The sequence below is a fragment of the Streptomyces sp. NPDC127114 genome, assembly GCF_042677525.1.
Taxonomy (GTDB): domain Bacteria; phylum Actinomycetota; class Actinomycetes; order Streptomycetales; family Streptomycetaceae; genus Streptomyces.
Genome location: NZ_JBHXTJ010000006.1, coordinates 35855 through 48086, shown reverse-complemented (window position 1 = coordinate 48086; position 12232 = coordinate 35855). Strand labels below are relative to the sequence as shown.

Annotated in this window: 10 protein-coding genes; 3 read left to right on the top strand and 7 right to left on the bottom strand. The window is 71.2% G+C overall.

Translation table 11 applies throughout. The features are described 5' to 3' along the window. Positions 1-42: 42 nt before the first annotated feature. Positions 43-1470 carry an MBL fold metallo-hydrolase RNA specificity domain-containing protein gene (locus ACFVGS_RS08380; RefSeq protein ID WP_385691625.1) on the bottom strand — a complete coding sequence of 476 codons (1428 nt, stop codon included), beginning with the start codon at positions 1468-1470 and terminating at the stop codon, positions 43-45. 313 nt (positions 1471-1783) lie between these two features. On the opposite strand from ACFVGS_RS08380, the gene ACFVGS_RS08375 reads away from it, so the two are divergent. Then, positions 1784-3520: a GAF domain-containing sensor histidine kinase gene (locus tag ACFVGS_RS08375; protein ID WP_384414466.1), complete on the top strand. Its 1737-nt coding sequence runs from the start codon at positions 1784-1786 to the stop codon at positions 3518-3520. A gap of 1 nt (position 3521) precedes the next feature. On the opposite strand, the gene ACFVGS_RS08370 is transcribed toward ACFVGS_RS08375, so the two are convergent. The 3 genes from ACFVGS_RS08370 to ACFVGS_RS08360 all read right to left on the bottom strand — a co-directional run bounded on the left by ACFVGS_RS08370 (position 3522) and on the right by ACFVGS_RS08360 (position 5184). Beyond that, positions 3522-4208 (bottom strand): response regulator, encoded by a 687-nt coding sequence (locus ACFVGS_RS08370; RefSeq protein WP_385691623.1) that lies wholly within the window; start codon positions 4206-4208, stop codon positions 3522-3524. A gap of 64 nt (positions 4209-4272) precedes the next feature. Then, positions 4273-4899 (bottom strand): CBS domain-containing protein, encoded by a 627-nt coding sequence (locus tag ACFVGS_RS08365; RefSeq protein ID WP_385691620.1) that lies wholly within the window; start codon positions 4897-4899, stop codon positions 4273-4275. 24 nt (positions 4900-4923) lie between these two features. Continuing rightward, the gene (locus ACFVGS_RS08360; protein ID WP_385691618.1) at positions 4924-5184 is read right to left on the bottom strand and encodes a hypothetical protein; all 261 of its coding nucleotides are present in this window, start codon (positions 5182-5184) and stop codon (positions 4924-4926) included. Positions 5185-6255: 1071 nt separating this feature from the next. Here ACFVGS_RS08360 and ACFVGS_RS08355 point away from each other — a divergent pair. Both ACFVGS_RS08355 and ACFVGS_RS08350 read left to right on the top strand, forming a co-directional pair. Next, positions 6256-6570: a universal stress protein gene (locus tag ACFVGS_RS08355; RefSeq protein WP_385691615.1), complete on the top strand. Its 315-nt coding sequence runs from the start codon at positions 6256-6258 to the stop codon at positions 6568-6570. After that, the gene (locus ACFVGS_RS08350) at positions 6570-7292 is read left to right on the top strand and encodes a helix-turn-helix domain-containing protein (protein ID WP_385691612.1); all 723 of its coding nucleotides are present in this window, start codon (positions 6570-6572) and stop codon (positions 7290-7292) included. Before ACFVGS_RS08355 ends, ACFVGS_RS08350 begins: the two co-directional genes overlap by 1 nt. Positions 7293-7765: 473 nt before the next feature. On the opposite strand, the gene ACFVGS_RS08345 is transcribed toward ACFVGS_RS08350, so the two are convergent. The 3 genes from ACFVGS_RS08345 to ACFVGS_RS08335 form a co-directional block, all read right to left on the bottom strand. Next, complete coding sequence (locus ACFVGS_RS08345; protein WP_385691930.1) at positions 7766-9610, bottom strand: NAD-binding protein; 1845 nt, start codon at positions 9608-9610, stop codon at positions 7766-7768. A gap of 232 nt (positions 9611-9842) precedes the next feature. Next, positions 9843-11375, bottom strand: coding sequence for an SPFH domain-containing protein (locus tag ACFVGS_RS08340; RefSeq protein WP_384414385.1), 1533 nt, complete (start codon positions 11373-11375; stop codon positions 9843-9845). Between the two features lie 62 nt (positions 11376-11437). Continuing rightward, complete coding sequence (locus ACFVGS_RS08335; protein WP_385691609.1) at positions 11438-11944, bottom strand: hypothetical protein; 507 nt, start codon at positions 11942-11944, stop codon at positions 11438-11440. Positions 11945-12232: the final 288 nt, after the last annotated feature.

The following is a 12232-nucleotide window of genomic DNA, read 5'->3' as shown; positions in this document are numbered from 1 at the left end:
CGGGAGGGCCGCGCAGGTCCCACCGGGGCCGAAAGGCCCCCATCAGCGGACCAGGACGGCCTCACCCGAGCGGGGGACGACGGCCGTCCAGCCCAGTTCGTGGTCGATGCGGTCGCGCAGCGCCTCGGACGCGGCCGGCTCGCCGTGGACGAGGTAGGTGGTGTGCGGGGGAGGGGCGGCGCGCAGCCAGTCGATGATCTGTCCGGCGTCGGCATGGGCCGAGAAGTGGGGGACGTCGGCGACCTCGGCCCGTACGGGCACGTACTCGCCGAACATCTTGAGCGTCCGGGCACCGTCCACGAGGTCCCGCGCCCGGGTGCCGGCCGCGGCGAAGCCGACCACGACGACCGCGTTGCGCGGGTCGGGGAGCAGCCGGTGCAGGTGGTGCAGGACACGACCGCCGGTCGCCATGCCGGCCGAGGAGACGATGACGGCGGGTCCCCTGATCTCGTTGATCTCGATGGACTCCTGGACTGTACGCGCGGCGAGGAACGGCGCAGGGCTCAGTGCGGCCTCTCCCTCGGCGAGGATCTCCGGCCGCAGCTCGGTGGACCGCTCGCGCACCGCATCCCGGTACACGTCGAGGGCGGCCAGGGCCATGGGGCTGTCCACGTACACGGGGACCGAGCGGGGCAGGACGCCGATCTCGCGCAGCAGGGTCAGTTCGTGCAGGACGACCTCCGTGCGGTCGATCGCGAAGGCGGGGATGACGACGGTGCCGCTCCGGGCGAGGGTCCGGCCGATCACGGCGGCGAACCCCGACCGGGCTGATGCCTGGTCGTGGCGACGGTCGCCGTACGTGGACTCCATCAGCAGCACGTCGGCACCGGAGAACGGCTCGGGCGGAAGCAGAAGAGGGTGCCCGGGCCGCCCCAGGTCCCCGGACACGGCCAGGGTGTGGCCGTCCTCCAGCGTCAGGTGGGCCCACGCCGACCCCAGGATGTGCCCGCCGTGGTGCAGCGTCAGCCGTGTGCCGGCCATGATCTCCACGTCCTCACCGACCGGGACCGGGTCGAGGAACGCCAGGGTTTTCTCCACGTCGGAGTCGTCGTAGAGAGGCTTGGCCGGGCGGTGCTTGGACCAGCCGTGCTCGTCGGCGTGCTGCGCTGCCTCCATCTGGAGGCGGGCGCTGTCGCGTAGCACGATGCCGGCGAGACGGGCGGTGTGGGCACTGGTGAGGATCGGTCCCCGGAAGCCCTGGCGGACCAGGCGTGGCAGATAGCCGCAGTGGTCCAGGTGGGCATGGGTGACGACCACGGCGTCGACGTCTGTGGCGTCGCGGGCGAACCGTTCCCAGTTGCGGCGTCGCAAGGTCGCGAAACCCTGGAAGAGACCGCAGTCGAGGAGGATCCGGGCATGGTCGCTCTCGACCAGGAACTTGCTTCCGGTGACCGTCCCCACACCGCCCAGGAAACTGAGCAGTGCGGGCCGCGGAGCGGTGGGAGCGGCGTTCGGGGCTGCCTCGGACATGGTCAGCCCTCCTTCGGAGTGGACCGGTCTCCACCTTCGCATCCGGACCCGCCCCTTCCGGAGGTCCGAGCGGGCCCCTTTCGGGGGCCGACCGGCTCATGTGCCGGCGCAGGGCTCTGCGGAGCCCGGTAGACGAGGACCGCAGCGCCGCGCGACAGGAAGCAGGTGGGCGCCATGAAGGCACTCGGCTTCCAGGGGCCGGGTCGGATCGTCTCGCAGGACGCACCCGGCTGGAGGGTCGGGGACACGGGAACTACCGTGAAGAGGTGCCCGTCAGGCGAAGACCGTGCGCTCGGCGTGGCCGGAGGTGGTGATGGAGCACGAGCGGCCGGTGCCGGCGGACAGCAAACTTCCGCGGCTGCGACTGGACGAGTTGCTCGACGAGCTCCAGGCGCGCATCGACGAGGTGCGGGGCACCAGAGACCGGCTCAACGGGCTCCTGGAAGCCGTCATGTCCGTCGGCCGGGAACTCGACCTGCCCCAGGTTCTCAGGGGCATCGTGGAGGCGGCCGTCACCCTGGTGGACGCCGAGTACGGCGCCCTGGGCGTCATCGGCGACGACAAGAAGCTCTCGGAGTTCCTCCCCGTCGGCATCGGAGACGACCTGCGGGCGCGGATCGGCAACCTGCCCTCCGGGCACGGCCTGCTCGGTGAACTGATCCGCAACCCCGAACCGCTGCGGCTTCCCGAGTTGTCCGAGCATCCCGCCTCGTACGGCTTCCCGCCCCACCACCCGCCGATGCATACCTTCCTCGGCGTGCCCATCCGGGTCCGCGACGAGGTCTTCGGCAACCTCTACCTCACCGAGAAGCGCGGCGGGGTCGACTTCGACGCCGAGGACGAGGCCGTCGTGACGACGCTGGCCGTCGCGGCCGGCATCGCCATCGAGAACGCCCGTCTGTACGAGGAGGGACGCCTCAGGCAGCGGTGGCTGGCCGCCAGCTCCGACCTCATCAGCGACCTCCTTTCCGGTGTGGAGGAGACCGAGGTCCTCGACGAGATGCTGGAGCAGGCCGTCGACATCGCGGCCGCCGACATGGGGGTCTTCTACCTCGTGGGGGACGACGGCGAGCTGCGGGGCTCGCTCGCCCGCGGCGAGGGAGCCCGCGTGCACGCAGGTGTCGTCCTGCCGAGCAGCGAGGGCACCCTGGCCGCCGCCGCCCTCACACAGAAGGACGGCCTGGTCACGGTGGCGGACGTCGAAAACGAGCCGCGCATCACTGTCCAGCCCGAACGGTGGAAGGGGTTCGGACCGGCGGTAGCCGTCACGGTCGGCACCAAGGAGCGGCTGAGCGGGGTGCTGATCCTCGCGCGGCGCCATGGGCGGTCTCCGTTCACAGGGGCGGAGACCACTGCTCTCCCCGGCTTCGCGGGACAGGCGGCCCTGGCCCTCGAGCTGGCCGACCGCCGCCGGGACGCCGAGCAGGTGAGCCTTCTGGAGGACCGTGACAGGATCGCCCGTGACCTGCACGACCTGGCGATCCAGCGCCTGTTCGCCACCGGGATGACGCTGCAGAGCGCCCGCCGGTTCGTCGAGCACCCGGAGGCCGTGGAGCGGCTGGGACGGGCGATCGACGATCTGGACGCCACGATCAAGATCATCCGGTCGACCATCTTCGGGCTCCGGGAACACGACACCCCTGGCACCGCCCCGAAGCTGAGGAACCGGGTGGTCAAGGCGGTGGACGAGGCGGCGACCACGCTCGGATTCGCCCCGGCCCTGCGCATGGAGGGCCTCCTCGACACGGACGTTCCCTCGGAGGCGGCCGAGCAGGTCATCGTGGTCATCGGCGAAGCCCTCACCAACGTGGCCCGGCACGCTCGGGCCCGCCGGGCCGAGGTGTCGGTCGTCGCCGACGAGGGCGTGCTCGCGGTGACGGTGAGCGACGACGGGGTGGGCATTCCGCAGGGCGGCAGGCGCAGTGGCCTGCGGAACCTGGCCGAACGGGCCGAGCGGCTGGGCGGCACCCTGTCGGTCCGCGCGCGGGCGGAGCGCGACAGTGGCACGGTGCTCGAGTGGCGGATCCCGCTGCCGACCGAACAGGAATGAGCTACGTCTCCTCAACGTCGTGCTCGTGGACCTGCGCGGCGATGACGGCGGCCTGTACGCGGCGTTCGACGCCGAGCTTGCCGAGCAGCCGGGAGATGTGGTTCTTGACGGTCTTCTCCGACAGGTAGAGGCGCTTGGCGATCTGCCGGTTGGTGAGGCCTTCGCCGATCAGGTCGAGTACGGACCGCTCCCGCTCGGACAGTCCGGTGAGCCGTTCGTCCTCCGGTGGCTTCGCGGCCTCGGGGTCGCGGAGCGAGTGCATCAGCCGGGCGGTCGTCGCCGGGTCCAGCATCGACTGCCCGGTGGCCACGGTCCGTACCGCCGAGACGAGGTCGGAGCCCTTGATCTGCTTGAGGACGTAGCCGGCCGCGCCGGCCATGATGGCGTCGAGGAGGGCGTCCTCGTCGTCGAACGAGGTCAGCATCAGGCATGCCAGCTCGGGCATCCGGGAGCGGAGCTCCCGGCACACCGAGATGCCGTCGCCGTCCGGCAGCCGTACGTCGAGAACCGCCACGTCCGGCCGCAGGGCGGGACCCCTGGCCAGTGCCTGCTCCGCGGTCGAGGCCTCGCCGACCACCTCCAGGTCGGGCTCGTCGTTGATCAGGTCACGGATGCCGCGGCGGACGACCTCGTGATCGTCGACGAGGAACACCCGCGTGGCTGTGGCGGCTGTCGGCAGACCGGTCATGGCGTTCCCTGCGGTCGGTGGGTCCGTACCCGCCCCCACAAGGATTGTCCGTCAACAGAGCGTCTCAAGGGGCGCCGAGATCCATCCGGACGTCGACGACGCCCTCCACGGCCCGCACGGCGCGGGCGACCAGCGGCACCACCGACCGGTCGGAGAGCGCCCCACGGATCGTGGCCACCCCGTCCGTGACCGTCACGTCCAGCTCCGCGGTGGCGGCCGGCTCGCCGAGGACGGACTGGCGGATGTCCTCTTCGATCTCGGCGTCCGTACGAAGGAACACCTTCAGCAGATCGCTCCGGCTGACCACACCCTCCAACATGCCGACGCCGTTGACGACGGGCAGGCGCTTCACCCTCCGCGTCGCCATGATCCGTGCCGCTTCGGCGAGCGTCGCGTCGGGATGGACGGTGACGGCCGGGCTGGACATGAGCTCCCCGGCCCGTACGGCTCCTGCCTTGGACGCCGCGGCGAACTCGTCCGGGCGGGGCTCCACCTGCCGGAACTCCTCCTTCGGCAGCAGATCGGCCTCCGACACGACCCCGATCACCCGTCCCTCCCCCTCCAGAACGGGCAGGGCGCTCACCTTCCACTGGTCCATGAGCGCGACGATCTCCTTGTACGGCGCGTCACGCCCGATGGCGATGGCGGTGTGGGTCATGACGTCGCTGACGGTGTAGCGCGAGGCGGGCATCACGTTCTCCCAGAGGGTGAGGATCTACAGGCCGGTCCCGTGCGGGGCGTAGAGATCCAACAACCGCGCACGAGCGAAGATAGAGACGGTGGGCGAGCGTCTGTCCCACGAATGGTCCAGAGCGAAGCCGAAGCTCGGATCGGCGTCCGTCAACCTGCGCGCGGTTGCCGCGGCGAACTCGGCCGCGCGGACCCGTGTCATGGCCTCGGCGCCGAAATGCCAGCGGTACGGCTCGAACCGCCACGACCAGCCGAGCAGCTCGCCGGCGTTGACACTGTCGACCACGGCGGGCGGCTCGCGGGGCACATGGACGTCCAGACCGTCCCGGTCCGGATGATCCAGAACCGATCGGCGTACCCGCCTTCCTCGAACAGCCGGGTCTCTTCAGGGAAGTCCACCGGGCTGGCGCACGTGAACAGGCGGGGAGGGCCGCTGTGAGTCGTGGGTGGGGAGGTGTGCTCATCGGGGCCTCCTGGGCGGTGTCCACTCCCAGTCTGGCCTCGTTGGGTGAGGCGCGAGGAGGGCCGGATGGCCCCCGCGGGGGCCTGGTCGGCCCGTGCGCGGCGCGTCAATGCCTCTGGCGTTCCGCTGTGGCGGCACGCAGGACCTTTGGTTCCGCATTCCTCCGTGGATCAGTCACGCGACCTGGAGAGCCGCGCCCCACGCTTTGCGCGCTTACGTTCGCCGGCGCGCAGCGGTCCTTCGGCGTCCTCCATGATGAATCCCTACGGCTCCGAGACAAGCTCGTACCCGCGGCTGCGCAGCCGACATGCGATGCCGCCGGCGGCGCCGCCCGCCCGTCGCATGTCTGCCCGGGTGTCGAAGGCCGCGGCGGCATGGGTGCCGGTGTGGGCCTTCGGGAACGTGTCGTGGAACCAGTCGCGGACGCCAGGGCCCTCGGCACCCTCCTCAGGGCTGCGCGGTGCGCTGCGGGCGATCGAAGCGGCAGCGGAGACCTGAGAAGGAAGTACCTGAGGAGATGAGTCGTGGTGCGTGCTGTGATCGTGTACGAGCGTCTTTTCGGCAACACGCGTGAGCGATCGCCACCACCTGATCGACCCGTTCACGGGCTCACCGGCTGCCGGGGCGGCCGTGACGGCCACGGTCGTCGCGGGAGGAGGGGCTCGCCCCAGGGACGCGGGGAAGCGGCTTCCAGCCGTGCACCGCGCGATCAGGACCCGCGAGAAGCGGACGGGCCCCTCCTCATGTCGTGGCATCGCGCCGCCTCCCCAGTGGTCTGGGCGGAAAGTGGTCTGGGCGGACCGAGACTGGGGCCGACCGGCCCTACCCGGCTCCTCCAGCCCGGTGCGAGCGTGGCAGCAGGCCACCTCAGGACCTGGAAAGGCGGTGGGCGCGATGGAGAAGTCCCTGGTGGTAGGAGCCGACGGGTCCGCCCCCAGCCTCACGGCACCGGACTGGGCAGTCGACGAAGCCGTACGGCACGGGTTTCCCCTGCGGATCGTCCATGCCTCGCTGTGGGAGCGGTACGAGGGAGTCGTGCCGGCCTCGGCCACGGACCGTCCGTCGGACCAGATCCTCGCCGAGAACATCGTCGGCATCGCAGCCGAACGCGCTCGGCGGCGCGCACCTGACCTTCCCGTCACCACGCCACGTGTCCCGTCGTCGTCGTACCCCCGGCGGCGACTCGAGAGCACGGAAGGAGAGCCGTGATGAACACAGCCGACCGGCATGCCCAGCACGCCACGAGCGACCTCGGCCGCCGCGTCGCGGCAAGGCGCGCCCAACTCGGTCTGTCCCGGGAGGACGTGGCCGACCGGGCCGGCTCCACGCCCAGCTTCATCGCCTACGTGGAGGAACGGGTTCCCACTCCGGGAATCGAGTTCCTGGTTCGGCTCGCGAACGCCCTGGAGACCACCGTCCAGGATCTCACAGGGTCCACGGTGGACCGCGCGCCGGGAGGAGGCCGCGCCGGGTATCGGCCACGGATGGAGGAGATCGACGAGGCCGAGTGTTGGGAGCTGCTCGACGACCACGGCGTCGGCAGGATCGCCGTCGAAGGACGGGACGGGCTCATGGTGATCCCCGTGAACTACCAGGTCCTCAATGGGCAGATCGTCTTCCTGACCGCCGCGGACTCGTCCCTCGCGCGCACCGCGGCGTCCGGTGCGGAAGTCGCCTTCGAGGAGGATCGCCTGGACGAAGCCTTCAGTCAGGGGTGGAGCGTGCTCCTCGTCGGTCCGGCCCGAACGGTGTCGGACGAGGCCGCGGTACGGAGGATCAAGGGCGCCGTCCACTCGGAGCCGTGGGCCGGGGATGGACGGGACACCGTGGTGACGCTCTCGCCGCGCCGGGTGACCGGCCGCCGTATCCGTGTGCCGGGTGCGCCCGGCACGGCGCCCGGGTCCGCCGATCAAGGGCCGTCCCGTCAGTGATCTCTGAGTGCCGGGCGGGCTCGAATCCGCTGCGCCGGGCCTTGCAGACGTACGCGAGCGCTTGTGGCCGTAGGCCGTCTTCTTCAACCGCACGCGTTCGGCGGCACCCGGGGCCGCCGGTCAAAGGGCGCTGACGTGCACGGCGGGCGAACCGATCGGCCGAAGCGGATCACCGGCACCCTGCCCGCCCGCAACCGTCCCAACGCCGCAATGACTGACGTAGGAAGCGACTTGGACAGGGAAATCGCAACCCCTCGCCCCATGCATGAGCCACCGAACCGGGTCCACACCAGGCGCCCGCTCTGAAACCTCGCTCGTGCCTCGGCCGGGCACGAGAGGCGTGGTCGGAGCTGTTCGCGGAGAGTCGAGCGGCCATGAGCCGTGATCCTCACGGCCGCGAACTGTGCTGGCTTGGCGACCTGTTCAGCCGAGTGACGGCGTGTTCGGGAACGAAGACCAGCCGCGTACGTCGATCAGCGGCCCGTCTCCGCCGGTCGTCGACCCAGCAGTTCGGCGAGTCCGCGGCGCGTGGCGGCGATGACGACACGGTCCTCGGGCCTCAGGACGTGGCCCGGATGGAGATCCCACAGTAGTTGGGGCTGCTCGCCGTCGTGACGGGCGGTGGCGAGGTCGGGGCGGCGGGCGCCGGGGGAAGCCGTGTCGAGCGCGAGGACGCGCCACGCGCCGGGACGGAAGGATTCGGCGACGGTGCGACCCTCGAACTGCGGGTGGCCGGCGACGAGGAGTGCGGCGAACAGCAGGACCTTGCGCTCGACGGGCATCGCGCCGAGGACCTGGCGGCCCATCATCGCGCCGGCGAACGCGGGCGCGGCGAGGTGGGTGACGCTGCGGCTGCGGGTGTGGGCCTCGGGGTGTGCCGTGCGCAGGGTGCGATACACGGCGGTGGCGAAGTCGTCGTCGTACAGGCGCAGGGACACGCGCAGATCCGGCTTGACCGTGCGGGCGTGGAGCGTTGCCTCCAGGTTGGTGGTGTCGGAGCTGGTGAGGGCCAGCAGGGCGTGCGCGCGGTGGATCTCGGCGGCTTCCAGGACGCCTTCTTCGGTGACGTCCCCGAGGACGACCGGCACGTGAAGGCTCCGGGCGAGGGGGATGCCGCGGGCCTCGCGGTCTTCCTCGACGCAGACGACCGGGATGTCGAGTTCCCGCAGCCGGGCGAGGACACGGGTGCCGACCTTGCCGAGGCCGAGCAGCACGACATGTCCGGACAGTCCCCGGGGCGGGCGCCGCAGGCTGCCCGCGGTGCGGAACGTGCCCAGGGCCTCCAGGGCCCCGGCGACGAGCAGAGGCAGCAGGGCGAGGCCGACCAGGCCCGAGAGGAGCTGGAGGACCTGGTTGGTGACTGGTGCGTCGATCGCGGGGTCGTTGATGGAGAACAGGTCGAGCAGCGTGATGTACGCGGCGTGCACCGGATCCGCGTCGGTGAGCAGGGTCGTGGTGAGCGTCAGGGCGAGTACGGAGGCGGCGATCCCGGCGAGTGCCCAGCGCAGGCGGCCGGAGAAGAGTTCGCGCAGCGGTGCCCCACGTCGGGTCAGGTGCCGCGCGGGCAGGGCGGGACCTGCGTACCGGACGGTCTCCAGAACCACGCTGCCACGTCCCGCGCTGCCCGCCACGGTCCGGTCGTCGGGCAGGAGGACGGGGCCCTGCGGGCCACTCGCCTCCGATCCTTCGGTGCCCGCCGGGTCGACTTCGGTGGACGAGAGCAGCGCCAAGGTGCACAGGCCGGGGTCGGGTACCTCGCCGCGTCCAGGCGGGGTGCGTTCGGCGGCGCGCAGGAGCACGCCGTCGGCCTGGACTACCTTGCTCGTGTCGGCGATGACGGTGGCAGCGAGGGCCGGTGCCGCGGTGTCCGCGTCGGACAGGACGGTCGTGGAGGCGTCGAGGACGGCCCGGTCCATGCCAGGGGACCGCACGAGTGCCGCCTCGTCGAGCAGCTCCTCAAGGTGCTGGCCGAGCTTGCGGTTGTACATGCGGACCACGAGCCGCAGACCTGGGCTGAGCCGGCGGGCGGCGAGCGCGGCTCGCAGGTTCGTCTCATCGTCCTCGTACAGCAGGGCGAGCGCGGTCGCCCGGTCGACGCAGGCCCGCAGCAGTGCCTCCCGCGTGGGAGCTGGTGCCGTCATCACCTGTACGGGCACGACCATGCCGCCACTCGTCGTGTCCGCCGACGCCGTGACCTGCCCAGCGGGTCGTTCCTCGGCCCGCTCCTCCGTGACGATCAGGACGACCCGCTGACGGTAGACATCCCGCAGCTCGTCTGCGAGCCGGTGCGCGAGCCCGTCGTCGCCGCAGACGACCATGTGCCCGCCGGTACGTGCCTCCGCGTTCTGCTGGTGTGGCATTCTCACCGTCTCCCCCCTTGTGACGCGGCGAGGGTACGTTCCTGGTCCCGGACTGCCCAGGGGCGACGCCGTGGGCAGTCCGGCGTACGAGTCCGCGAACCGGCTCGTGCTCCCGCCCGACGGGTGGGAGCACCAAGGACCGGTCACACGGGGCAGCCCTTGGTCAGTGATTCCCTGTCGGTCTCGTGATTCAGTCGGTGATCTCGACCCGGGCACCCTGCGCCGACGGCGCCACGGCCGGCTCGGCTCCTGTGCCCTTCTTCGCGGTGATGCCCTGGAGGAGGGCGGCCAAGTCGACTCCTGTGGTGGAGCTGAGCAGTTCCATGCCCTGGGTGACGTTGTCGACGACCGTACGGGGCAGGCGGCCGGCGCCGTCGGTGGAGATGACGGTCATCTTGTCGATGGCGGCGAGCGGTTCGGCGGCCTTGCCGACGACCTGCGGCAGGACCTCGACGAGCATCTGCAGAACGGCAGCGTCGCCGTACCGCTCGAAGGCGTCGGCCCGCTTCTGCATGGCCTCGGCCTCGGCGGCACCCTTCGCGGCGATCGCGCCGGCCTCGGCGTCGCCCTCCAGCCGGACGGCCTCGGCGATGGCGGCCCGCCGGGCGCGCTCGGCCTCACCGCGCTTTGCGCCCTCGATGGCCTCGGCCTCCGCGAGTGCCTGGCGGCGCTGCTTCTCGCCCTCACCGGTCAGGCGGGCCCGCTCGGCCTCCGCCTCGGCGGCGGCGATCGCGGCCAGGCGCTCGGCTTCGGCCTGCTTGACGCGGGCGATACGGCGGGCCTCGGCCTCCTGCTCGGCCTGGTAGCGGGCGGCGTCGGCGGGCTTGCGGACCTGGGTGTCGAGCTGGCGGTCGGTCAGTGCGGCCTGGCGCTCGGCGACCTTCTCCTGCTCGGCGAGGATCTGCTGCTGACGGTCGGCCTCGGCGAGCGGGCCGGCGGCGTTGGCCTGGGCGGCGGCCTCGTCGGTCTGGGCCTTGATCTCGGCCTGCTTCAGGTAGAGGGTCCGCTGCGCGACGGCGATCTCCTCCTCCGCCTTGAGCCGAGCCTGCTCGGCGGCCCGCCGGGCGACGGCCTCGGCGATGTCCGCCTCCTGCTTGGCGCGGGCGGCCTCCGGACGGCCGAGGTCCTCGAGGTAGGAGCCCTCGGTGGAGATGTCCTGGATCTGGAAGGCGTCGAGGACCAGTCCCTGCCCCGACAGGCTGGCCTCGGCCTCCTCCGCGACCTGGCCCGCGAACGCGGCCCGGTCGCGGATGATGTCCTCGACCGACATCCGCCCCACGATGGAGCGCAGCGCGCCGGACAGCACTTCCTGCGTGAAGCCGACGATTCCGTCCTGCTGCATCAGGAAACGCTGGGCGGCGGCCCGGATGGAGTCCTCGGTGCCGCCGACCTTGACGATCGCGACGCCCTCCAGATTCGCCTTGACCCCGCGCAGCGTGACCGCGCCGCGAACGGCGACCGGGATGTGCCGGCTGGACAGGTCGAGGCTGAACTTCTGCTGAACGAACGGCACGACGAAGACACCGCCGCCTACCACGACCTTCTGGCCACTGTTGTCGGTGAACACCCGCCCCGTGGCCGGGTCGGTGGACTTCTTGCCACGCCGGCCGGTGACGATGAACGCCTCGCTGGGCCCGGCGACCTTGTACCGGGTGATGACGACGAGGCCGAGCAGCACGACGAGGACGACGATGCCGAGGACGGAGAAGAGCACAGGGCTCATGCCGGAACCCCCTTCGATCAGAACGGAACAGAGAAAGAGCAGGACGAGACGGGACGGCGCGGTCAGCGCTCGACCGGCCGGACGGCGACCGACGTCGGCGAGAGCACCGACTCGACCCACACCTCGGCACCGCGCGGAACCGGGCGGTCCGCCTTCGCCGCGTACTTGACCGGCTGGCCGGCCAGGTACAGCAGCACCTCGCCGTAACCGTCCGCCGGAATGGCGGTGACGACCGACCCCGAGCTCCCGCTCAGGTCCTCGCCCTTCGGCGCGGGCGCGGCACCGTCGCGCATCAGTGCCTGGCTGAACTTTCCTGTCAGCCAGGCCACGACGACCCCCGCGACCGCGCCCGCACCGGTGGCGACCCCCGCCCCCGTACCGGTGACCCCCATCGTGATCGCCCCCGTGAACCCGAGGGCCGACACGAACCCGGCGATCACCGGCAACGACAGAAACCCGTCCAGCCCCCCGCCGAGTCCGTCCAGTACCCCGTCAAGGAGCCCGTCGAAAACCAGGCACAGGACGAGCAGCGCAAGCCCGATGATGCCGAGACCGAGAAACCACGTCATGCCCCAGTCCCTTCGGCCGCCATGCGCTGTCTGCCGTCGGAGGAATGGTTCCATCGGTTGCCGCTTCGATTCACTGCCGGTACCCGGCAACCTTTACGCGCTCTTGATGCCGTCGTCGTGACGCCGTGAGCCGGACACGGTGGAGGCGTCGCACGTAGGATCATGCGCCGGTGAGCCGGGAAGTCTGGTCGGCACGGCCATTCACCCGCCCTCGAGGTCCCGCCGTGCCCGTCACGCTGCTGCTCTTGGCGCTGTTCAGCGCTCGCCTTCCTCGTGTTCAACATCCTT